Genomic DNA, 21,863 nt, shown 5'->3' with positions numbered 1-21,863 from the left:
TCAGAACCGGTAGGTAAGGCTGGCCTTGTACGAGCGACCGAACACCACGTTGGTGCGCAGGCCCTCGTCGTAGCCGTCGAAGGTGCGCTGCTCGCTGTCCAGCAGGTTGTTGGCTTCCACCTTCAGCGACAGGCGGTCGCTGAAATCGTAGCTCATCGACGCCGACAGATCCTTGTAGGTGTCGTTGAAGATGCCGGTAGCCGCGCTGGACAGGCCGACCAGGTACTCATCGCGCCAGTTGTAGGCCACGCGGATGCCGAACGGGCCGTTCTCGTAATAACCGATCAGGTTGGCATTGTTCTTCGACAGCCCCGGGAAGGTCATCGCATTGCCGTTGACGTCGGTGATCGGGGTTTCCGAGTCGATCCACGTGTAGGTGGCGACCACACCGAAGCCATCGAGCATGCCGCTGAACGGCACCTGCGCCAGCAGCTCGACGCCCTTCACCTTGGCCTTGTCGCCATTGATCTTGCGCAGCACCAGGTAGTTGATGTTGTTGTAGGTTTCCGCGCTCTGCCGCTGCACGATGAAGGTCGACACATCCTTGTAGAACAGGCCGGCTGAGAGCAGGCCTTGGCCGCCGTAGTACCACTCCAGCGACAGGTCGTACTGGGTGGCCTTGAACGGATCCAGGTCTGGTGCACCGCCGGTGCCGGTGCCCGGCGACGTCTGCACGCCGTTGCCATCGAACACGGCGTTGTTGTTGAGCGTCACGCCGTTGTTGAGGTCTTCGGTGTTGGGGAACGCTACAACCTTGGCCGCGCCACCACGCAGCACCAGGCTGTCGGTGATCTGCAGCTTGGCCACCGCCGAGGGCAGGACTTCGCGGTCGTCACGGTCGAAGGTGGACGGGGTGAGCGTGCCGTTGCCGCTGATCAGGTTGCCGCGCGAGGTCATGTCACGACCGACGAAGCGCACGCCGACATTGCCGCCCAGCGCCATGCCGGCCACGTCGGTATCCCAGTTGAGCTTGGCGTAGGCCTCGAGGAAATCCTCGTCCAGGCGGAAGGTTGCCGCGTAGGCCAGTGCGTTGTTGCGCGGGTCCAGGCACTGCGCGTTCTGCGAGATCTGCGGCACGGTGGTGAAGCTTTCACAGCCACCGAAGGTGCTGCGGAACGCGCCGAGGTAGTCGCGCGGCAGGCCGTTGAATTCACCGGGCAGGAAATCGTTGTTGCTGTAGACGCGGATGTACGGCGCCATCTGCGTGACCGGGATGCCACCGGCCGGGCGGATGTCCGCACGCAGCGGATCCTGCAGGCTCTCCAGGCGGCTGAAGCGGGCGCCGAAATCCAGCGAGCGCAGCGGGCCGTCATCGAAGGCCAGGCTCCAGTCGCTGCGCAGCGCGCGCGAGTCGGTCCTGGCCCGCCAGTAGTTGTCGAACATGATGGTCATGCGCCACTGCGCTGGATCGGTCACGTCCACGCCGCTGACGTTGAAACTGCCGAAATTGCCGCTGCGCAGGTCGAAGTCGGTCACCGAGGTCAGACCGGCCATCGGCGCCAGGCGCATGTAGCGCTGGTCGTACTTGGCAGTGGAACGGCCCCAATCCAGTTCCACCGAACCATCCAGCCGTTCGCCGACGCGGAAGCTGGCGCGCAGCGCGCTGGAGATCGTGTCCGAATTGATGTCGGCCGCTTCGGAGTTGAGCAGCACGGTACCGGTGGAGCGGCCAGCCAGCAGGATGTCGTGGTCGGAGTAGACCGCGTTGCTCAGGCCTGCGGATGGGTTGAAGGCAATCCAGTAGCGGTCACGCTCGGCCTTCTGCCGCGAATAGAACGTGTCCCAGGTCAGTTCCACGCCATCGCTCGGGCGCCACTGCAGCACGGTGCTGACGCCCACCTTGGTGCGGTCGTCGTCGATGTTCTGCGCGCGCATGTCGGTGCTGCCGAAGCGGGTGGTACCCGGGCTCGCCGGGTCGGTGTAGCGGGCATAGCCGGAGAACGTATCCAGGCCCTGCTGCACCACGTTGCGGCGGCCGTAGGTGGCCGAGACCAGCGCGCCGAAGCGGCGGTCATCGCTGCGCCGCGACACCAGGCCGAAGGCATTGTGGCCCCAGGAATCGGCCATCTCGTCATAGGTGCCGGCCACGCTCACCACGTTCTGCTCGGCATCACCGGACAACGGCTGTCGGGTATGGATGTCGACGATGCCACCGAGGCCACCGCTGAGCTGGTCGGCACCGGCCAGCTTGGTCACCTCCAGCCGCGAGATCAGCTCCGACGGCACCAGCGAAAGCAGGCCGTAGGTGGAGGTGGCCAGCTGGTCCAGGCCGTTGCCGCCGCGGCCGGTGGCATCGACGATCTGCCGCCCGTTGTAGAGCAGGACATTTTCCTTCAGGCCGCGCACCAGGATGTCACTGCCCTCGCCCATGCCGCGCTCGAGCTGCACGCCGGCCACGCGGCCCAGCGACTCGGCGACGTTGGTGTCGGGCAGCTTGCCGATGTCGTCGGCGACGATCGCATCGACGATCTGCGCCGAGTCGCGTTTCAGGTCACGCGAGGCTTCCAGACTGCCGCGGATGCCAACGACGCTGACGGCATCCAGGGTCTGCGCCTGCTGCTGGCCGTCGCCTGTGGTGGTGGCCGGGGCCGTGTCCTGCGCCGATGCCAGCATGGGCATCAGCAGGCAGGTCCCCAGAGCGGTGAACAAGGTCGAACGTGGAAAACGATGCATGGATCGGGCCCTCTCCCAAGGTTGGGACCCAGGCGGCACCGACCGGGGCCGGCGCGGACCCTCCGTCCGCTGCCCCACCCCACCCCGCTTGCCGAACTGCCACCTGGATCCAGCGCTTTTCCGGTCGTTGCTGCTGCACTGCGACTTGGCAGTGGTGTAGCTAATATAGCAATATGTTTTGGCCGCGCACGCTGCAATGCAGCGAAGAATGACGGTTCCTTCGCGGCCCCAGCGGGAACCTCCCCTTCATGGTGTTGCTACACATGGCACACCCTTTCCACAAGGATCCGGCGCAATGGCCGCTCTGCAAGGTGTCTTCCCGATTCTTCCCACGATCTTCGATGCCCAGGGCGCCGTGGACGAGACCGCAACCCAGGGAGTGTTCGAGTACCTGCTGGCCGCCGGTGCCGCCGGCGTGGTGTTCCCCGGCCTGGCCAGCGAGTACGACATGCTGGACATGGAGGAACGCCTGCACCTGACCGCCTGCATCGGCCGCTGGAACAACGGCCGCGTGCCGTTCATCGTCGGTGGCAGTGCGAAGACGCTGGACGATGCCGTGCGCCTGACCCGTGCCGGCGGCGAAGCAGGCGCAGCGGCGGCGATGGTGCTGACCCCGCACGCGCTGGCCGGTGACAACGAAGGCATGGCGGCGTTCTTTGCGCGCCTGGGCGCCGAATCCGGCGTGCCGATCATGCTGCAGAACGCACCGCCGCCGATGGGCGTGGGGCTGGGCGTGGATGCGCTGCTGGCGCTGGCCACCCAGGTGCCGGCGATCGCCTACGTCAAGGAAGAAACGATGCCGTCCGGGCATCGCATCACCGCGCTGTCCGAACGTGCTGGCGATGCCGTGCAGGCGGTGTTCGGTGGCGCGGGCGCGCGCTACGTGCTGGACGAGCTGGCACGCGGTGCGGTGGGCACCATGCCGGCCTGCGAGATCACCGAAGTGCACGTGGCGATGCTGGCCGCGCATGCCGCCGGTGACCACGAGCGCGCGCGCGTACTGTTCGAACGCACGCTGCCGCTGCTGAGCATGCAGGCGGTGTTCCGCTGGCGGCTGACCAAGGCCGTGCTGCTGCGCCGGGGCATCATCGACTGCGAGCATGTACGCGCGCCCGGCCCGGCGCTGGATGCCTGGGACCGCCGCGAACTGGATACCCTTTTGTCCCGCATCGCCGACCTGCTGCCGCTGGACGTTGTGCCCGGTCGCCCACAACGGACCCCTGCATGAGCGCCGTCACCCGCGTCGAGACCTTCATCCTCACCGTGCCACGCAGCACGCCCTACCTGGGGCCACTGGGTGCCGGGGAAAGGGTCAACGAGCGTGGCTACCTGGTGCGCCGGGGCAACGGCACGCTGTACCCGACCGTGGACCGCTCGGTGCTGGTACGGGTGACCACCGCCGACGGCGCCGTTGGCTGGGGTGAGACGTACGGCATCTGCGCACCGCGCGCGACCTGCGAAATCATCAACGACCTGCTGGCACCGGAGCTGCTGGGCCGCGACCCGGAAGACGTCGAGGCGATCTGGGACGACCTGTACGGCCTGATGCGCGTGCGCGGCTGCGGCAGCGGTTTCCACACCGATGCCATCGCCGCGCTGGACATCGCGCTGTGGGACCTGCGCGCGCGCGCCGCGGACCAGCCGCTGTGGTCGCTGCTGGGAGAGCGGCGCCACGAGCGCATCGCCGGCTACGTGTCCGGCCTGCCCGCGGCCACGCTGGAGGAGAAGGTGGCCATGGCGCGCACGTTCCAGCAGCAGGGCCATACCGCCTTCAAGGTGCACGCGGTGGTCAGCCACGACGGCATTGCCGAAGAGATGGCGGCGCTGCGCCAGGCACTGGGCGCGGACGCCCAGCTGATGGTCGACCTGCACTGGAAGTTCGACCTTGAAGGCGCGCTGCAGCTGGCCCACCAGCTGCAGCCGGTGGGGCTGACCTTCATCGAGGCGCCGCTGAAGCCGGAAGACGTGCCTGGACTGGTCGCGCTGGGCCAGCAGAGCCCGATTCCGGTGGCTGCAGGCGAAGAGTGGCCGACAGAATACGTGGCGAGGCCGCGCGTGGAAGGTGGAAGCCTGGCCTACGTGCAGCCGGAGATGGGCCACACCGGCATCACCCAGTTCCTGCGCATCGCCCGCCTGGCCGCCGCCCACGGCGTGCAGGTCGCACCGCACGCCACCATCGGCGGCGGCATCTTCATGGCGGCCAGCCTGCATGCATCGGCGGTGGTCGAAGGGCTGTGGCGGCACGAGTGGCAGCACTCGATCTTCTCGCGCTCGGTGCAGATGCTGGACACCGACATGGCCTACACGCAGGACGGCTATCGGCTGCCCAGCGGCCCAGGCCTGGGTGCCACGCCCAACGCGATGTTCTGGCAACACGCCGAAGCCGTGGGCTGACCCGGCTTGGCCTCTGTAGCGTCGAGCCATGCTCGACGCTACAGAGACACGTGGTTATGCCGCCTGCTGCCCTACAAGGGTCATCGGCGAGCGACGTGCCTGGCGCAGTGCGATCCAGGCCAGCACCACCGCGATCGGGTGCAGCACCGCCATCAGCACGAACGCGCGGTCGAAGTTGCCACCGGCCACCAGGTGCCCCACCACCTGCGCCGACACCATGCCGCCCAGCGCACTGCCGCAGCCCACCAGCCCCGCCACCGAAGCGATGTAGCGCGACGGGAACAGGTCCACCGTCATCGTGGTCAGGTTGATCTGATAGGTGAGGTGGGCAAACGTGACCAGGCAGGCCAGCCCCAGCAGCACGGGGATCGGCGGATGCAGGGCCACGAAGATGCCGACCGGTGCCAGGCACGCCGCGCCGATCATCGTGCGCAGGCGGGCCTGCACCGGGTCCATGCCACGCTTCACCAGGCCGCCGGAAATCAGGCCACCGCCGACGCTGCCGATGTCGGCGGCCACGTAGACGATCCAGGCCAGCGACGCGACCGCCATCAGGCTCATGCCGCGCGCATCGCCCAGGTATTTGGGGAACCAGAACAGGTAGAAGTACCAGACCGGGTCGGCCACGGCGCGCGAGGCGACCAACGCCCATACCGTACGGTCGCGCGCCAACCGGCCCCAGACCCCTTTCATGCTCGGCGGCGTCGGTGCGGCCACGGCCTCGTCGGATGGAGACGCAACCGAAGCGCTGGCGGCCACTGCGGTCGACTGCTTGCCGGCGCCGCGCGGGTAGGCCCACCACCAGCCGATCATCCACACCAGCCCGGCCAGGCCGGTGATCCAGAATGCCGCGCGCCAGCCGTAGGCGATGGCGATGCCGCCGATCAGCGGCGGTGCCAGGGTGGCGCCGATCATCGCGCCGGCGGTGTACAGGCCCAGGGCAAGGCCACGCTGGCGCGGCGGGAACTGTTCGGACACCACCTTGGTGCCGACCGTGTAGTTGCCCGGCTCGCCCAGGCCCAGCGCGAATCGCGCCGCGCCCAGTTCCACCGCACTGCGTACGAAGCCGGTAGCGATGTTGGCCAGCGACCACCAGCCCACGAACAGCAGCAGCGCCACCCGCGCGCCCAGCCAGTCGGTGATGCGCCCGGCCATGACATAGGCGGCGGCATAGGCGAACAGGAACACCTGCACCACCCGCGCGTACTCGATGTCGGACATGTCCAGGTCGGCCTGGATGGTCGTGGCCAGGATCGACAGCGCCTGCCGGTCCAGGTAGTTGATGACGGTGGAAAAGAACAGCAGTCCCAGCAGGACCCACTTGGTCTTGCCCGACCCGCTCACGCGCTCCACCGCTTGGCCATCGACGACACCTCCCCATCGGAAGGCTGCAACGTATTGCTATTGTAGCAACAGGTCAAGTCGCACTGCGGCAGCCCTGTCGCGGTGCCTCAGCCTATCTCCGCCGCCGCCGTGCGCAGGGCCGCGACCAGTTCCGCAGTGGCCGATTCGGGGATCCAGCCGGACATGGCGATGCCGGCGTGGACCGGGTCGCCCATGGCGATGGCGACGATGTGGTGGTCACGTTCGTCGGCGACGTGCACCCGGGCATGGCCCTGCGCACGGGTCACTGCCAGGGTCGCCAGCAGCTGCTCGATGCCCTCGGGGAACATCGGGATCGGCTTGTCCTGGTAGATCTCGCGCACTTCGTCATCGCTCAGCTGCGCCAGCAGCACGATGCCGATGCCGCTGGTGGTGGCCGGCAGCAGGCCGATGCGGCCCAGGCCCCGTGCCGCCTCGATGCCCGGCGGCGCATGGAACAGGTAGCTGACGCTGTCGTTCCACAGCACGCCCAGTGCCACGGTGTGGCCGAAGCGGCGCAGGCTTTCCAGCACCGGCAGCGCGCGACGGATCAGACCGGAAGCGAACAGGCTCTGCGCGGCCAGCACGTGCATGCCCGGGCCGGCGGTGTACTTGCGGTCGGCGGTCTGCCGTGCGATGCCCAGATAGGCCAGGGTCTTGAGCAGGCGGTTGACCCGCGTCGGGTTGGCGTCGAGCTGGCGGGCCAGTTCACGGCAGCCCACCGGCTCGGGCGACGACGCCAGTGCCTGAAGGGTGGCGATGCCGTCGATCAGGCTCTGGTTGGGCTGGGCATTGGGCTTGGTTCGCATGCAGGAAGCGTACTGGCCGGGCCCGTGCAATGCCACCAATAGCAACACGCGGGTGCATTCGCGCGGCCTTCTGCGACCTGCGGCGATACTGACAGCCCCACCCGCGAAGCCCCCGATGCGACTGCTGGCCGTGACCTATGGAACCGAAGGCGACACGCGCCCCCTGGTGATGCTGTGCCATGGGCTGCGCAAGGCCGGCCACGAGGTGCTGCTGCTGGCCGAGCAGGGCACGCTGGGCAGCGCGCGCGAACTGGGCGTGCCGCACGCGGCGCTGGAAGGCGACATCCACGACGAAGTGGTCGCGCTGGTGGCGCGCGGCAACAATCTGGCCGCCGCCTCGCGCGGGCTGGCGCGGATGGCCGGCCGCCACGTGCCGGCCTGGATGGCGCAGGCCGATGCGGCCACCGCCGGCTGCGATGCAGTGCTGACCGGCGGCCTGGCCGCGCTGGTGGGCCTGAGCGTGGCCGAGCGGCACGGCCTGCCGGCCATTGGCACCGGGATGATCCCGCTCACCCCGACGCGCGCCTTTGCCTCCCCCTTCCTGCCACCGATGCCGCTGCCGGGCGTGCTGCGCCGGGCCAGCTACGGGCTGGTCAACCAGGCGGTATGGCGCACCTTCCGCAGGCCGATCAACGCCGCGCGCGCCGGCCTGGGGCAACCGCCGCGCCGCACGCTCTGGTCCGGGCTGCCGATGCTGTACGGCATCTCCCCGCAGCTGCTGCCGCCGCCTGCCGACTGGCCGGCCGACCATGTGGTGTGCGGGCAGTGGCGGATGCCGGAACAACCGTGGTCGCCACCCGCCGACCTGCAGGCCTTCCTCGATGCCGGGCCCGCGCCGGTCTATCTCGGCTTCGGCAGCATGACCGGCTTCGACCGCGAGCGTGTGCTGCCGGCCTTGCTGCAGGCGCTGGCGCCGCGCCGCGTGCTGCTGTTTCCGGGCTGGGCCGGGCTGCCGGCAGGTGCGCTGCCAGCGAACGTGTTCGTGCTCGGTCCGACCCCGCATGAAGCACTGTTCCCACGCTGCGCGCTGGCCATCCACCATGGCGGCAGCGGCACCACGCATTCGGCGTGCCGCGCCGGCATTCCTTCGCTGGTGATGCCGTTCGCGGCCGATCAGTTCTTCTGGGCGCGGCGCCTGCAGGCGCTGGGGGTCGCGCCGGCGCCACTGTCACCGAAGCGGTTGCATGCGGCCACGCTGGCGGCAGCGATTGCGTTCGCCGAGGACAGCGTTACGCGTGCACGTGCGGCAGCACTGGGCGCGGCGATGGCCAGCGAGGATGGCGTGGGCACTGCAGTCGCCGCGATTGACGGAATTCAACCTTACCGCCCGCCTGACGTTGCTGTAGAACGTTGAACAGGCTTTGCCAGACCCTTGCCCAGCCCATGAAATTCCAGGGTGAGCACAACACACGGACGTTTGGCCAACCATAAAAAACCCCGGACCCATCACTCACGAGAAGCATGTGAGGAGAGGAGTTAGCCGGGGTATGCGCTGGCGATGCTAGGGGAAGATCACATCATGTTCAAGAGTCCCTATTGGGCATCGCTCATCGATGTGAAAGCCGCTGACGGGGTGGTGGCGGCAGTGTCATCGGTCAGGTTGGCATCTTACGGCTTGCCAACTGCATCCGCCGTCGCCGTTGTGGTCAATCCCGTCAATCAAGCACCCGCGAGTGCGCTGGGATCTGCGCTGGCCGAGGCCTTGAACGCCCGGCAGGAATCTGCCACCGCCGCCCAGTCCCAAGGGGCGGCACCCGAAGCCCGCTCATATGGAAATGCGGGCATCGAGGCCGTAGCAAGGCACGCCAGGAACATGATGCTGTGCGAGGCGATGTATCCAGTGCTTCATATGCTGGAGGTAGTGATGCGCAACAGCATCCACAACGCTTTCAGCCAGCACTTCGGGGCGCCCGATTGGTATGAACAGACTTGGCTCAATGCGAACCATGCAGCCATGGTCCTGGATGCAAAAGCAAAGCTCTCAAAGCGCAACAAACCCCATGATCCGGATCGAGTAGTTGCAGAGCTCGGCTTCGGCTTCTGGTGCGGGATGTTTCACTTCGCCTATGAAAATGGAAGAAGGGCAGCCTGGCCTGCTCTCCTCGGTTCTGTTCTGCCTGGCGTCCCCAAGTCCTGGAGAACCAGGGCAAAGGTTCAACGTCGCGTCGAAAGCGCTCGTGCCCTGCGAAATCGCGTGTTCCACCATGAGCCCATCACCTTTCATCAGGATCTGCGGGAGAAACACAGACATCTGGTGGAAGTTCTTGGCTGGTTCTCAACAGAGGCCCGGCAACACATTGAGCAGATCTGCAGGTTCAATCATGTCCATGACGACAACCTGTCTTTGCGTTCCCCTGCAGACGCCTAGAGCCGGCCGCCAAGGCGTCATCAACGCAGGTGCGGAATCACCTGGGCCAGCAGATGCGCATCCTTCAGCGCGCCATGCAGGCCGCGATTGCCGGGAATGCGCAGGCGCTGCAGCACGTCGTCCAGCTTGTTGCCCTGCCCAGGCCAGCGCCCACGCGCCAGCTTCAGGCTGCAGGTGATGCGGCAGTACTGCGCCAGGCTGCCGGGCAGGCCGGCCAGGCGCAGCTCGTTGTCGAGGAAGCCCACATCGAAGGTGGCGTTGTGCGCGACCATCTCGCTGCCACGCAGGAATTCCAGCAGCTCGGCGGCCTTGCTGGAAAACAGCGGCTTGCCCACCAGCATCGCATCGCTGATGCCGTGCACGCGCTGCGCACCCCAATCCACCGCGCGTTGTGGCTGCAGGTAGGTGTGGAACTGGCGACCGGTGAGCTGGCCATCGATCAGTTCCACCGCGCCGATTTCGATGACCCGGTGGCCCATGCGATGGGAGATGCCGGTGGTTTCGGTATCCAGTGCGACGATGCGGCTCATGCGTGTGGCGGTTTCCTGGTGCGTGCAGTGATGATTTTCGCATGCCCGGTGCGTGTCACCCCAACGCCTCCACCGCCCAGTCAATGAACACCCGCAGGCGCTGGCTCATGTGCCGGTTCGGCGGAAACATCACGTGCATCGGCATCGGTGGCAGCTGCCAGTCCTGCAGCACCGGCCGCAGCTCGCCAGTGGCCACATGCGGTTCGGCCATGTAGCTGGGCAGCGCGACCACGCCCAGGCCCGCCACGCCGGCGGCGAGGTAGGCATTGCCATCGTCGAAGCCCACCGCATGGCGGCCCTGCACTTCAATGCGCTCATCACCGCGCTGGGCGATGAACACACGTGCGCGACCGGTGCGCGGGCTGAGGAAGCCGACCATGTGATGGTCCGGCCCTTCCAGTGCGCTCGGGTGCGTGGGCACGCCGAAGCGCTGCAGGTAAGCGGGGCTGGCGTGGAAGCCGATCGACAGGCTGGCCAGCGGCCGCGCCACCAGCGCCGGATCGGCGGGTGCACCGCCGCGTATCACGCAGTCCACGTTGTCGGCGATGACATCGACCTCGCGATCGCTGACGCCGATGTCCAACTGGATGTCCGGATAGCGCGCATGGAAATCCGGCAACGCCGGCACCAGCCGCAGCCGCGCATACGGGCCGGGCACATCGATGCGCAGGCGCCCACGCGGCTGGCTGGCCGCATCGCCCAGGCCGCCCTCCACCTCTTCCAGCTCAGCCAGCAGGCGCGCGATGCGCGGGTAGTACGCCGCGCCATCGGCGGTGACGCTGACCCGCCGCGTGGTGCGGTTGAGCAGGCGCAACCGCAGGTGCGCTTCCAGCTGCTGCACCAGCTGGGTGACCGTGGTGCGGCTGATCTGCAGGGTCTGCGCGGCGCGGGTGAAGCTGCCGGTTTCCACCACGCGGGCGAAGGCGCGCATTGCCTCGAAACGGTCCATGGGCCGGCCGGGATTGTTTGGAATTGGCAATCAATCTAGGCCGATCATCGCTGTTTATCCAGACAGATCCGGTGCGGAAGATGGGAACCTCCCGCTTGGAGCCCCCCATGACGCACCGTGATGTCGTTTTTCCCGCCGGCCGACAGGCCCTGTATGAGCGCAACCGCTACTCGCCCGCCATCCGTTCCAATGGCTTCCTGTTCGTCTCCGGCCAGGTCGGCAGCCGCGAGGACGGCTCGCCCGAGCCGGACTTCGAAACCCAGGTGCACCGCGCCTTCGAGAATCTCAACGCTGTGCTGGCCGCCGCCGGCTGCACGTTTGATGACGTGATCGACGTGACCGTGTTCATGGTCGACCCGGAGACGAACTTCGAGAAGGCGTGGGCGATCGTGCCGGAGTACTGGGGCGAGGCACCGCACCCGACGCTGACGGGTATCGGCGTGACCTGGCTGTATGGGTTCAAGTTCGAGATCAAGGTGATCGCGAAGCTGCCATGACGTCTGCTGTAGAGCCGAGCCCATGCTCGGCTCATGACGGGAAACCAGCCGAACATGGGCTCGGCACCACAGCCCGCAGCCTCAGTCGGGGGCAAATTCCAATGTGCGGCGCCACCGCAATGGTTTCGTCGCACGCGCCGGGTCAGGGCCAAACCGGGTCAGCCGCCCGGCCGCCAGCGCGCGCTCACGCAGGCGCTCGCCGACGCCTTCGGCGGTCTCCACCTCGACATGGGTAACCTGACCTGCGGCATCCACGTCCATCGCCCAGACCAGCTTGCCCACCCACTCGGCCGGCGGAACGGAGGCGTCGTAGTTCGGCCGTCCTGCCACGTAGGGCTGGTCATGCCGCAGGTACAGGGGCGACGCCTCCAGCGTCGGATCCACGCGGATCTGCGCGCTGCCACGGCGCCCATCCCCCAGCACGGCATCGATGGTCCACATCCCGGCCACACCGGTCCTGCCAAGGTCAGCGGCATAGCACTTCTTGCGGCCCCGGTAGTCCTCGTGGGCCGTGCGCGAGACCTGCACGCCCTTGGCATCACGGATGTCGATGTGCAGGCCCGCCACGTCGGTATCGACGAGATTGGCGGCCACACAGATGCGGTGATCGTGGTGGCCATCGGCAATGAACAGCTGGGTCTGCGAGCGTGCGAGGGCATCTGCCGGCGTCGGCGCCCACAGGAATTCCACGTAGACATCCTCGGCGGCGACTGCCACGGGACTGGCCAGTATCAGCAGCAGGCCTGCTGCGGCAATGCGTGCGGTCATCGTTCCTTCCCTGGTGACGAATCCCGATCCTCAACGATGGTGCGCGGCGGTGCAACGGTCGCACGGGAGCAGCCGAGCATGGGCTCGGCTCTACAGGGCGTCCCGACAGATCCCCGACCCTGCCATTGATATTGTATCCGGCGAAAACCGCTTGCTAGCCTGCCCTCCATGCGCTGGATCGCCCGCCACCTCCGTTCGACCCTGTTGATGCTGCTGATGGCGGCATTCGTGGTCGTGCCGGTGGCCGACGTGCTGGCCTGTGCGGTGGAGCCGCATGACACGGTCGCTGCCCATGTTGAAGCCGCGGCCGACGACGCAGACGGCGACAGCGACGGCAAGCACACCGGTGCCTGCAGCCATAACCACTGCCACCATTCCAACCTGAGCCTGCCGGCCGGCACCGTTGCCGCCTTCGGCACGCCGCTGCCGGCACGCTGGATGCCGGCCGGTGACAGCGCGGCCTATGCCGTCGCGCAGGATGAACTGAAGCGTCCTCCCCGGGCGTGAGTTGAGCGCGTCCCGCAATCGCGGGCTTCCGTTCCCCTCACCTCCGGATATTTTTCATGTCGAACCTGACACCTCGGTCGCTGCGTGCGGCCGGGCGGGTCATTGCCATGTTGCTGGGCCTTGCCCCGGCAATGCAGGCAATGGCACAAGCCGCCCCTTCCTACGACACCCTGCTTGAACGCCTGGACCAGCTGCCCGGCGCCCGCGTCGGCGCCGCCCTGGCCGAGGCCGCCGACGCGCGTGCCGACCAGGCCCGTGCGTTGCCCAACCCTTCCCTTTCCTGGTCCGCCGAAAACGCCTGGGGCACCGGCTCCTACGGCGGCATGGGCAGGGCCGATACCGTGCTCACCCTGTCCCAGCCGCTGGAAATCTGGGGCCAGCGCGGCGCGCGTGTCCGTGCCGCGCGTGCCGAGGCACAGGCAGCCAACCTGCGGGGTACCCAAAGCCGCAGCGATGTGGCCAGCCAGCTGGCGGCGGTGTACGCACAGGCGGAAAGTGCACTGCGCCGCTACGCCTTGGCCGAAGAGGCGCTGACCCTCACCCGCGATGACGCCAGCGCCGTCAACGCGATGGTCAGGCAGGGCCGCGAACCGCAGCTGCGCGCGGTGCAGGCGCAGAGCGAGGTGGCCAACGCCACCGCCGCGCTGGATGAAGCGCAGGCCTTCCGCGATGCCGCGCTGGCGCGGCTGGCCGGTGCCGCGCTGCTGGATGCGCCGGTGCAGTCGATCGACAGCAGCCTGCTGGACCGCACGCCGCCATTGCCACGCGGAACCGGGGATGCCGCGCTGGCGGTGCGCATTGCCGAAGCCGAAGCACAGGCCAGCACGCGCCTTGTCGAGGTGGAGCGCAAGCGCGCCCTGCCCGACCTCAGCGTGACCGCCGCGCAGACGCGCTTCCGCGAGGATCGCGAACAGGCCTACACGCTGGGGGTGAGCCTCTCCATCCCACTGTTCGACCGCAACCGCGGCGGCATCCGCGCGGCCAATGCCGAACAGCGCGCGGCCGAGGCGCGCCTGGACCAGCAGCGCCGCGACAGCGAGGCCGAACGCCTCTCGGCCGTGGCCGGACTGAAGGCCGCCGGCAGCCGCACACGCGCCGCCGATGAAAGCGTGGCCGCCGCCGAGGAAGCCTACCGGCTGGCCCGCATCGGCTTCGATGCCGGACGCATCTCGCAGCTGGAACTGCGCAGCACGCGCAGCGCCCTCATCGCCGCCCGAGGCACCGCCGTGGATGCGCGCCTGTCGCGCGTCGGCGCCGAAATCGATCTTGCCCGCCTGGAAGGGCGCACCCCGTTCGTGGAGGTTCACTGATGTTTTCCCGCACTGTTTCGTTGCTGTCCGTGGCGCTGTTGAGCGCGCTGCTGGCCGGCTGCACTGGCACTGCACAGGCTCCACCGGCTGCCGCCGACGACGGCCACGGCCATGCGCCGGGCAGCGCTGACGCCACACCCGCCGCCGCAGCCGACGCCGATGAGGGCGTGGTGCAGCTCACGCCGGAACAGATCAAGGCGTCCGCCATCGAGGTGGTCGCCATCGGCCGTGGTGGTGGTGGTTCCACCCGCCTGTCCGGGCGGGTCGAGCCATCGATCGGTGCGCGCGCCTCGGTGGCCTCGACCGTGACCGGCCGCGTCGAACGCGTACTGGTGGCACCGGGCACGGCGGTGAAGCAGAACCAAGCCCTGGCCATCGTGGTCAGCGGTGAGGCGGCCGTGTTCCGCGCCAACGCGCTGGCTGCCGCTGCCGAAGCCAAGGCCGCACGCCTGGCCCACGGTCGTGACAAGGCGCTGGTGGAACAAGGCGTGGTCGCACGCCAGGATCTGGAAACCTCGCATGCACGGGCCATGGCCGCGCAGGCGCAGGCGGACGCCGCACAGGCCCAGGCGGCCGCCAACGGTGCGCCCGATGCCAGTGGCCGCGTGCGCATCACCAGCCCGGTAGCCGGCATCGTCGGCAACGTGCAGGTCACCCCGGGTGGCGTCGTCGCTGCCGGCAGCGTCGTGGCCGATGTCGCCGATCCGGCGATGAACGAACTGGTGTTCACCGCGCCGCCGGCGCTGGCCGCGCAGGTTACGCCGGGCATGACGCTGGAAGTGAGCGTGCCGGGTGGCAGCTTCACCGCCACCGTCACCGGCTCGGCCGCCGATGTGCGCCAGCAGGGCGGCGTCGCGGTGATCCGTGCCATGCCGGTGGACGCTGCGCTGCCGCCGGCCGGTTCGCCGGTATCGGCGGTGGTGGTCACCGAAGGCCAGGACGGCTCGCTCAGCGTCCCCGCCGATGCGGTGCAGAACGTCGATGGCCGCAGCGCGGTGTTCGTCGCCGTCGACGGCGGCTTCAGGGCGCAGCCGGTGCTGGCCGGCCGCCGTGCCGGTGACCGCATCGAGATCCTCGGCGGCCTGACCGGCAACGAGCGCATCGCCGGTGCCAACGCCTTCCTGCTCAAGGCCGAACTGGCCAAGGGCGAAGCCGAGCACGGCCACTGAGGAGGCGACCATGTTCACGCTGATCATTGAAACAGCGGTGCGCCACCGCTGGCTGGTGGTGTTCGCCGCCGCGCTTCTGGCGGCCGTGGGCCTGCTGCAGTTGGGCAAGCTGCCGATCGACGCGGTGCCGGACATCACCAACCGCCAGGTGCAGATCAACACGGTGGCGCCGGCGCTGACGCCGGAACAGATCGAGCGGCAGGTGACCTACCCGCTGGAAACCGCGCTGGCCGGCATTCCCGGCCTGACCACCACGCGTTCGCTGTCGCGCAATGGCTTCTCGCAGGTCACCGCGATCTTCACCGATGCCACCGACATCTACTTCGCCCGCCAACAGGTGGCCGAGCGCATGCGCGAAGCCTCCGGTGACCTGCCCGACGGCGCAGCGCCGATGCTGTCGCCGGTCACCACCGGCCTCGGCGAGGTGCTGATGTGGACGGTGGACTTTACCGCGTTCGATCCGGCTACGCTGGCCAGGCCCGGTGAGGCCGGATGGCAGGCCGGTGAGGTCTACCGCACGCCGGAGGGCACCCTGCTGCGCACGCCGGAAGAACGCGCCACCTACCTGCGCACCGTGCAGGACTGGATCATCGCGCCGCAGATGCGTTCCAGCCCGGGGCTGGCCGGTGTCGATAAGGTCGGCGGCTACGTCAAGGAGTACGGCGTGCACCCGGACAGCGCCCGGCTGGCCGCGCACGGCCTCGGCCTGGCGGACCTGGTCACCGCCCTGCAGCGCGCCAACGTACAGGCCGGTGCGGGTTTCGTGCAGCGTGCCGGCGAGGGCCTGGTGGTGCGTGCCGATGGCCTGGCGCTGACCATCGACGATCTGGCGCAGGCACCGGCGGCCACGCGCAACGGCATGGTCGTGCGCGTGGCGGATGTGGCCGAGGTGGCCCTGAGCCGTGCGCCACGCCTGGGTGCGGCCAGCCGCAACGGCCACGAAGCCGTGCTCGGTACCGCGCTGATGATCGCCGGTGGCAACAGCCGCACCGTGGCGCAGGCGGCCGCCGCGCGCCTGCAGCAGGTGAATGCCTCATTGCCGCCGTCCATCGTCGCAGTGCCGGTGCTGGACCGCAGCGAACTGGTCAATGCCACCATCAGGACCGTGGCGAAGAACCTCACCGAGGGCGCGCTGCTGGTGGTGGTTGTGCTGTTCCTGCTGCTGGGCAACCTGCGCGCGGCGGCGATCACGGCGCTGGTGATTCCGCTGTCGTTCCTGTTCGCGGTGATCGGCATGAACCGCTTCGGCATCAGCGGCAACCTGATGAGCCTGGGCGCGCTGGACTTCGGCATCCTGGTGGACGGCGCGGTGATCGTGATCGAGTCCACGCTGCTGATGCTGGGCCAGCGCCGCGCTGAACTGGGGCGTGCGCTGACCGCGATGGAGCGCCTGCGCGTGGCCGCCGATTCGGCAATGAAGATGGCGCGGCCGGCGGCGTTCGGCCAGCTGATCATCCTGCTGGTGTTCGCGCCGATCCTTACGCTGGAAGGTGTGGAGGGCAAGACGTTCCACCCGATGGCGGCGACCTTCATGCTGGCCCTGGTCGGTGCCTTCATCTTCTCCTTCACTTTCGTGCCGGCGATGGCTGCGCTGCTGGTGCGCGAACCGAAGGCGAAGGACGGCGATGCACATGCCGACGGCGGCGAACACGAAACCAGGTTGATCCGCGTGCTGCGTGCGCGCATCGAACCGGTGGTGCGCAAGGCTGTCGCGCATCCGCGCACGGTGCTGGCCGGTGCGGTGATGATGGTGGTGGTGGGCATCGGTTCGTTCTCGCTGCTGGGCCGCGAATTCATGCCGACCCTGGACGAAGGCAACGTGGCGATGCAGGCCCTGCGCGTACCGTCCGCCTCGCTGGAGCAGTCACTGGCCATGCAGCTGGCGCTGGAAAAGGCGATTGCCCAGCAACCGGAAGTGGAAACCGTGTTCTCGCGTACCGGTACCGCCGAGGCCGCGATCGACCCGATGCCGACCAACATCTCCGACAGCGTGATCGTGCTGAAGCCGCGCAAGGACTGGCCCGATCCGACGCTGGGCAAAGACGCACTGGTGGCGCGCTTCGAGCAGCTGGCCGGGCAGCAGCTGGGCAACAGCTTCGAGTTCAGCCAGCCGATCGAACTGCGCTTCAACGAGCTGATTTCCGGCGTGCGTACCGATCTGGCGGTGATGATCTACGGCGATGATTTCGCCGAACTGCAGAAGGTAGCCGACCAGGTCGCACTCAAGCTGCGTGCGGTGCAGGGTGCGGCCGATGTGCGGGTCGAGCAGATTTCCGGCCTGCCTACGCTCAACGTCAGGATCGACCACGTCGCGGCCGCGCAGTACGGGCTGACTGCGGCGGACGTGAGTGACGCGCTGTCCACCGGCATCGGCGGCACCGCGGCTGGCCGGATCTTCGAAGGCGACCGCCGCTTCGATGTAGTGGTGCGCCTGGACGATGCCGCACGCAATGATCCTGACCAGCTGGCCTCGCTGCCGATCGCCACGCCTGCAGGCCGGGTAGTGCCGTTGTCCTCGCTGGCACGCATCAGCGTCAGCGAGGGGCCCAACCAGATCAGCCGCAACAACGGCAGCCGCCGCGTCGTGGTGCAGGCCAACGTGCGCGGCCGCGACCTGGGTGGCTTCGTCGGCGAAGCGCAGGCGGCGGTGGCCGACGTTGCGTTGCCGCCGGGTGCGTACCTGAGCTGGGGGGGCCAGTTCGAGAACCTGCAGCGCGCGGAGAAGCGGCTGGCGACGGTGGTGCCGGTGGTGTTCCTGCTGATCGGCAGCCTGCTGTTCATGGCCCTGCGCAGCGGCAAGGAAGCTCTTCTGGTGTTCAGCTGCGTGCCGCTGGCACTGGTCGGCGGCATTCTCGCGCTGCTGCTGCGCGGCATGCCGTTCTCGGTATCGGCGGCGGTCGGCTTCATCGCCGTCTCCGGCGTGGCCACCTTGAACGGCCTGGTGCTGATGCAGGCGATCCGCGAACGCCTGGATGCCGGTGACCTGCCGCTGCAGGCAGCGATCAACGGCGCGTCCAGTCGTATCCGCGCGGTACTGACCACGGCGCTGGTGGCCATCGTCGGCTTCATTCCGATGGCCATCGCCAGCGGTTCCGGTGCGGAGGTGCAGAAGCCGCTGGCGACGGTGGTGATCGGCGGCCTGATCACCGCCACCGTGCTGACCCTGCTGGTGCTGCCAACGTTTGCTGCGCGGGTGGCCAAGCCGCGGGAGGTGGGCTGAAAGACGACGGGGTCGGATCCTGCGATCCGACCCCGCCTGCCGCGCTTCGCGCTCGCCGGGCATGGCCCGGCGCTACCACCGCGCGTTACGGTAGCGCCGGGCCATGCCCGGCGACGCGGCCTCTCAGGCCTTCTTCCGCTCGGCGATGTACGCCTGGATCTGCTGTTCCAGCACCGGCAGCGGCACCGAGCCCTGCTTCAGGATCACATCGTGGAAGCCCTTGATGTCGAACCTGTCGCCCAGTTCCTTCTCGGCCTGCGCGCGCAGGCGCACGATGGCGATCTCGCCCAGCTTGTAGCTCAGCGCCTGGCCCGGCCAGGAGATGTAGCGGTCCACTTCGGTGGTCACTTCATGCTCGCTCAGCGCAGTGTGGTCGCGCAGGTAGGCGATGGCCTGCGCGCGGGTCCAGCCCTTGCTGTGCACGCCGGTGTCGATGACCAGGCGCGCGGCGCGCCACATTTCGTAGGTCAGGCGGCCGAAATCCTCGTACGGGGTTTCGTAGATGCCCATTTCCACGCCCAGCTTCTCGCAGTACAGCGCCCAGCCTTCGCCATAGGCGGAGATGTAGGCGTTGCGGCGGAACTCGGGCAGGTCCTTCTGCTCGGAGGCGATCGCACCCTGCAGCGCATGGCCCGGATCGGACTCATGCAGGGTCAGCGCCGGCAGGTTGTACAGCGGGCGCGACGGCAGGTCGTAGGTATTGACCCAATAGGTGCCCATGCCGCCGCGGCCGGCGGTCCAGAACGGGGCGATGTCCGGCGGCACCGGCACGATGGTGAAGCGGGCACGCGGCAGGGTCATGAACCGGCCGAGCTGGCCATCGGCGCGCTTGGAGATCCACGCGGCGCGCGACAGCAGCTCTTCCGGGGTCTTGGCGTAGAACTGCGGATCGGTGCGCAGGAAGGTCAGGAATTCGGCGAAGCTGCCCTTGAACTGCACCTGCTGGATGATGTCGTTCATCTCCTTCTGGATGCGCGCCACTTCGCCCAGGCCGATGCGGTGGATCTCCTCGGGCGACAGGTCCAGCGTGGTGTATTCGTGGATCTGCTGCTTGTAGAAGGCCTTGCCACCGGGCATGGCCTCGGCCGCCAGGGTGGTGCGCGCCTGCGGCACGTATTCGCTGACGAAGAAGGTGCGCAGCTGCTGGAAGGCCGGCACCACCTTGCCGCTGATGGCCGCTGCGGCCTGTTCGCGCAGGGTGGCCTGTTCGGCGGCCGGGATGCTGGCCGGCAGCTTCTTGAACGGCGCATACAGCGGCGACGTGGCTGGGTCCTTCAGCTCGGCGACGGTGGCGATGGATACCTCGCGGCCGTCCAGCACCGCGCGCGGCACGCTGAAGCCGCGCTTGAGGCCGGCGCGCATGTTGTCGGTCTGCTGGCCGAAGTAGCGCGGCACATCGTTCAGGCGGGCGATGTAGTTGCGGTAGTCCTGCGCGGTCTTCATCTCGCGCCGGGCCATGAAGGACAGGTTGGACCAGAACGAGGAATCCGAATTGAACGGCATCTCGTAGGTGCGCAGGCGCGTCGCTTCGGCCAGGTTGAAGACCTGGTCGCGGTAGATCGCGTAGTTGACCTGGTTGTCGGCCGACAGGGCCTTGACGTCGATCTTCTTCAGCGCGGCCAGGGTTTCGTCCCAGACCTTCAGGCGGGCCTGCTGGGCGGCCGGACCGACATCGGGCATGCGGGTGGCGTTGGCCGGTGCATCCTCGTCCTCGCTGGCTTCGCCGCCGCCGTCCTGGCGCCACGTCCACTCCTTCTCGTACAGGGCACGGAAGGCGGCATCGGCCGCCGATTCGTTGGCCATGCTGGCCGGAGCGACGGCAGGCGGGGCAGCGAGGGCGACCGCAGGGGCGGACAGGGCAATCAGCAGAGCAACGGCAAGGCGGGTTTTCACGAGCACAGGTTCCCGGAAAGGCAGATCCCGATGATCGCACCGCGCACCGGCCGTGGCATGGGACGAAGGTCCTGCCTGCTACGCAGGCAGGACCGGGGACCGGCCGCAGGCCGGGACCCCAGCGCCGCAGGCGCGCGGTAGATCCGACTGTTAGTCGGCTGCTCTTCCACCAGGTCCGGCAAACCTCGCGCTTCGCGCGGAAGAAGTCGACTGACAGTCGACTCTACCCACAGCGCGCACGCGCCGCATGCGCGCGGTAGCGCGCAGCGCGGACAACGGATCCATCCGCCGGGCATGGCCCGGCGCTACCGGCCTCTCAGTGGCTCGCCTTGTCCCGCTTCCAGCCGCGGTGCTGGATGTCCAGGTGCAGGCTGTACAACGCCGTGAACGCCGGAAACAGGTTCTGCAGCACGCCCACCGAATCCTGCTTGGCCGAGAACAGGAAATAGCTCAGCGTCATCAGGCTGCCGACCACGCTCATGTACCAGAACAGGCGCGGGATGACCGGCTTGCCGGCGCGCTTGGAGGCCACGAACTGCACCAGCCAGCGGCCGCCGAACATCAACGCGCCGGTATAGCCGATCAGCTTCCAGCCGGTCACGTGCAGGCCGGTCCAGTACAACCAGGTCAGCGGCTGGTCGAGCCAGTGCAGTTCCAGGTCCATCAACGCTCCTCCACCGCCGTGCGCTTGCTGCGGGTGATCAGCCATGCCACGCCGCGCAGGTCGCGGATGCCGACCAGGGCGCGGCCAAGGTTGTTGTACTTGGATACGCCGGCAGTGCGGTGGCGGTGGTTGACCGGCACGCTGGTGGTCTTCCAGCCGGCACGCTGCATCAGCGCCGGCAGGTAGCGGTGCATGTGGTCGAAGTACGGCAGGTCGAGGAAGGCCTCGCGCTCGAACAGCTTGATGCCGCAACCGGTGTCGGGTGTATCGTCGCGCAGCATGCGCGCGCGGATCGCGTTGGCCCACTTGCTGGCCCAGCGCTTGCTGCCGCTGTCCTGGCGGTTGACGCGCCAGCCGGCGAACAGCTTCACCTGCGCATCGGCGCTCTGCCGTGCCGCCAGCAGCTTGGGGATATCGGCCGGATCGTTCTGGCCGTCGCCATCAAGGGTGGCGATCCAGGGGGCGCGGGCGTTGCGCACGCCGGTGCGTACGGCGGTGCTCTGCCCGCTCTGGCTGACATGGTGCAGCACGCGCAGCTCGGGCGTGCTGGCTTTCAGGCTCTGCAGCACGGCCAGGCTGTCGTCGCGCGAATGGTCGTCCACATAGACGATCTCGAACGGCACCTGGCCGCGCAGTGCGGCCACGATCTCCCCGACGAGGGGCGCGACATTGTCGCGCTCGTTGAACACCGGGACGACAACGGAAAGCTCGGGTTGGCTCATGGGTCACTCGGCCAGCAGGGATACAAAG

At 68.1% G+C, this 21,863-nt stretch carries 18 protein-coding genes; 9 read left to right on the top strand and 9 right to left on the bottom strand.

Features of this window, described 5'->3' with window-relative positions:
• Complete coding sequence (locus AC3WL7_RS03540; protein ID WP_492749350.1) at positions 1-2,673, bottom strand: TonB-dependent receptor; 2,673 nt, start codon at positions 2,671-2,673, stop codon at positions 1-3.
• Positions 2,674-2,968: 295 nt separating this feature from the next.
• Here AC3WL7_RS03540 and AC3WL7_RS03535 point away from each other — a divergent pair, with 295 nt between their 5' ends.
• Positions 2,969-3,901, top strand: a complete 933-nt coding sequence (locus tag AC3WL7_RS03535) for a dihydrodipicolinate synthase family protein (protein ID WP_492749349.1) — start codon at positions 2,969-2,971, stop codon at positions 3,899-3,901.
• The gene (locus tag AC3WL7_RS03530; protein WP_492749348.1) at positions 3,898-5,067 is read left to right on the top strand and encodes a mandelate racemase/muconate lactonizing enzyme family protein; all 1,170 of its coding nucleotides are present in this window, start codon (positions 3,898-3,900) and stop codon (positions 5,065-5,067) included. The genes AC3WL7_RS03535 and AC3WL7_RS03530 overlap by 4 nt, the downstream gene beginning before the upstream one ends.
• A 54-nt stretch (positions 5,068-5,121) precedes the next feature.
• On the opposite strand, the gene AC3WL7_RS03525 is transcribed toward AC3WL7_RS03530, so the two are convergent.
• Both AC3WL7_RS03525 and AC3WL7_RS03520 read right to left on the bottom strand, forming a co-directional pair.
• Positions 5,122-6,411, bottom strand: coding sequence for an MFS transporter (locus AC3WL7_RS03525; protein ID WP_492749346.1), 1,290 nt, complete (start codon positions 6,409-6,411; stop codon positions 5,122-5,124).
• 107 nt (positions 6,412-6,518) lie between these two features.
• Positions 6,519-7,238, bottom strand: a complete 720-nt coding sequence (locus AC3WL7_RS03520; RefSeq protein ID WP_079224290.1) for an IclR family transcriptional regulator — start codon at positions 7,236-7,238, stop codon at positions 6,519-6,521.
• A gap of 115 nt (positions 7,239-7,353) precedes the next feature.
• Here AC3WL7_RS03520 and AC3WL7_RS03515 point away from each other — a divergent pair, with 115 nt between their 5' ends.
• Complete coding sequence (locus tag AC3WL7_RS03515; protein ID WP_492749345.1) at positions 7,354-8,592, top strand: glycosyltransferase; 1,239 nt, start codon at positions 7,354-7,356, stop codon at positions 8,590-8,592.
• A 165-nt stretch (positions 8,593-8,757) separates the two neighbouring features.
• Positions 8,758-9,606 carry a hypothetical protein gene (locus AC3WL7_RS03510; protein ID WP_492749344.1) on the top strand — a complete coding sequence of 283 codons (849 nt, stop codon included), beginning with the start codon at positions 8,758-8,760 and terminating at the stop codon, positions 9,604-9,606.
• Between the two features lie 20 nt (positions 9,607-9,626).
• Here the strand turns inward: AC3WL7_RS03510 and dnaQ are convergent, their stop codons facing one another.
• Together dnaQ and AC3WL7_RS03500 are read right to left on the bottom strand one after the other, a co-directional pair.
• Complete coding sequence (gene dnaQ / locus AC3WL7_RS03505; protein WP_492749343.1) at positions 9,627-10,136, bottom strand: DNA polymerase III subunit epsilon; 510 nt, start codon at positions 10,134-10,136, stop codon at positions 9,627-9,629.
• Between the two features lie 55 nt (positions 10,137-10,191).
• Positions 10,192-11,085, bottom strand: a complete 894-nt coding sequence (locus tag AC3WL7_RS03500) for a LysR family transcriptional regulator (protein ID WP_492749342.1) — start codon at positions 11,083-11,085, stop codon at positions 10,192-10,194.
• A 107-nt stretch (positions 11,086-11,192) separates the two neighbouring features.
• Here AC3WL7_RS03500 and AC3WL7_RS03495 point away from each other — a divergent pair, with 107 nt between their 5' ends.
• Positions 11,193-11,582, top strand: coding sequence for a RidA family protein (locus AC3WL7_RS03495; RefSeq protein WP_492749340.1), 390 nt, complete (start codon positions 11,193-11,195; stop codon positions 11,580-11,582).
• 81 nt (positions 11,583-11,663) lie between these two features.
• On the opposite strand, the gene AC3WL7_RS03490 is transcribed toward AC3WL7_RS03495, so the two are convergent.
• Positions 11,664-12,350 (bottom strand): hypothetical protein, encoded by a 687-nt coding sequence (locus tag AC3WL7_RS03490; protein ID WP_492749339.1) that lies wholly within the window; start codon positions 12,348-12,350, stop codon positions 11,664-11,666.
• Positions 12,351-12,518: 168 nt separating this feature from the next.
• Between AC3WL7_RS03490 and AC3WL7_RS03485 the strand changes: the two genes are divergently transcribed.
• Genes AC3WL7_RS03485 through AC3WL7_RS03470 form a run of 4 tightly spaced genes read left to right on the top strand, consistent with a single transcriptional unit; the run spans position 12,519 to position 18,556 of the window.
• Complete coding sequence (locus tag AC3WL7_RS03485) at positions 12,519-12,857, top strand: hypothetical protein (RefSeq protein ID WP_492749338.1); 339 nt, start codon at positions 12,519-12,521, stop codon at positions 12,855-12,857.
• 56 nt (positions 12,858-12,913) lie between these two features.
• Positions 12,914-14,167, top strand: coding sequence for a TolC family protein (locus AC3WL7_RS03480; protein ID WP_492749337.1), 1,254 nt, complete (start codon positions 12,914-12,916; stop codon positions 14,165-14,167).
• Entirely contained in the window at positions 14,164-15,336 is a 1,173-nt protein-coding gene (locus tag AC3WL7_RS03475; protein ID WP_492749480.1) for an efflux RND transporter periplasmic adaptor subunit, read from the top strand. The genes AC3WL7_RS03480 and AC3WL7_RS03475 overlap by 4 nt, the downstream gene beginning before the upstream one ends.
• A 10-nt stretch (positions 15,337-15,346) precedes the next feature.
• Complete coding sequence (locus AC3WL7_RS03470; protein ID WP_492749336.1) at positions 15,347-18,556, top strand: efflux RND transporter permease subunit; 3,210 nt, start codon at positions 15,347-15,349, stop codon at positions 18,554-18,556.
• Between the two features lie 123 nt (positions 18,557-18,679).
• On the opposite strand, the gene AC3WL7_RS03465 is transcribed toward AC3WL7_RS03470, so the two are convergent.
• The 3 genes from AC3WL7_RS03465 to AC3WL7_RS03455 all read right to left on the bottom strand — a co-directional run bounded on the left by AC3WL7_RS03465 (position 18,680) and on the right by AC3WL7_RS03455 (position 21,835).
• Complete coding sequence (locus AC3WL7_RS03465; RefSeq protein ID WP_492749335.1) at positions 18,680-20,449, bottom strand: DUF885 domain-containing protein; 1,770 nt, start codon at positions 20,447-20,449, stop codon at positions 18,680-18,682.
• Positions 20,450-20,765: 316 nt separating this feature from the next.
• Positions 20,766-21,113 (bottom strand): lipid-A-disaccharide synthase N-terminal domain-containing protein, encoded by a 348-nt coding sequence (locus tag AC3WL7_RS03460; protein ID WP_174214093.1) that lies wholly within the window; start codon positions 21,111-21,113, stop codon positions 20,766-20,768.
• On the bottom strand, positions 21,113-21,835 hold the full coding sequence (locus AC3WL7_RS03455) for a glycosyltransferase family 2 protein (RefSeq protein ID WP_492749334.1): 723 nt from the start codon (positions 21,833-21,835) through the stop codon (positions 21,113-21,115). Before AC3WL7_RS03455 ends, AC3WL7_RS03460 begins: the two co-directional genes overlap by 1 nt.
• Positions 21,836-21,863: the final 28 nt, after the last annotated feature.

It is taken from the genome of Stenotrophomonas sp. FW305-3-2-15-E-LB1, assembly GCF_058787375.1.
The sequence above is the reverse complement of the archived record's forward strand: the minus strand, read 5'-3'. Positions and strand labels throughout refer to the sequence as shown.

Coding starts and splice junctions, on each gene's coding strand:
- AC3WL7_RS03515 (WP_492749345.1), top strand. CDS start 7,354: ATGCGACTGCTGGCCGTGACCTATGGAACCGAAGGCGACACGCGCCCC.
- dnaQ (WP_492749343.1), bottom strand. CDS start 10,136: ATGAGCCGCATCGTCGCACTGGATACCGAAACCACCGGCATCTCCCAT.
- AC3WL7_RS03470 (WP_492749336.1), top strand. CDS start 15,347: ATGTTCACGCTGATCATTGAAACAGCGGTGCGCCACCGCTGGCTGGTG.
- AC3WL7_RS03540 (WP_492749350.1), bottom strand. CDS start 2,673: ATGCATCGTTTTCCACGTTCGACCTTGTTCACCGCTCTGGGGACCTGC.
- AC3WL7_RS03530 (WP_492749348.1), top strand. CDS start 3,898: ATGAGCGCCGTCACCCGCGTCGAGACCTTCATCCTCACCGTGCCACGC.
- AC3WL7_RS03455 (WP_492749334.1), bottom strand. CDS start 21,835: ATGAGCCAACCCGAGCTTTCCGTTGTCGTCCCGGTGTTCAACGAGCGC.
- AC3WL7_RS03500 (WP_492749342.1), bottom strand. CDS start 11,085: ATGGACCGTTTCGAGGCAATGCGCGCCTTCGCCCGCGTGGTGGAAACC.
- AC3WL7_RS03460 (WP_174214093.1), bottom strand. CDS start 21,113: ATGGACCTGGAACTGCACTGGCTCGACCAGCCGCTGACCTGGTTGTAC.
- AC3WL7_RS03510 (WP_492749344.1), top strand. CDS start 8,758: ATGTTCAAGAGTCCCTATTGGGCATCGCTCATCGATGTGAAAGCCGCT.
- AC3WL7_RS03490 (WP_492749339.1), bottom strand. CDS start 12,350: ATGACCGCACGCATTGCCGCAGCAGGCCTGCTGCTGATACTGGCCAGT.
- AC3WL7_RS03480 (WP_492749337.1), top strand. CDS start 12,914: ATGTCGAACCTGACACCTCGGTCGCTGCGTGCGGCCGGGCGGGTCATT.
- AC3WL7_RS03495 (WP_492749340.1), top strand. CDS start 11,193: ATGACGCACCGTGATGTCGTTTTTCCCGCCGGCCGACAGGCCCTGTAT.
- AC3WL7_RS03535 (WP_492749349.1), top strand. CDS start 2,969: ATGGCCGCTCTGCAAGGTGTCTTCCCGATTCTTCCCACGATCTTCGAT.
- AC3WL7_RS03485 (WP_492749338.1), top strand. CDS start 12,519: ATGCGCTGGATCGCCCGCCACCTCCGTTCGACCCTGTTGATGCTGCTG.
- AC3WL7_RS03520 (WP_079224290.1), bottom strand. CDS start 7,238: ATGCGAACCAAGCCCAATGCCCAGCCCAACCAGAGCCTGATCGACGGC.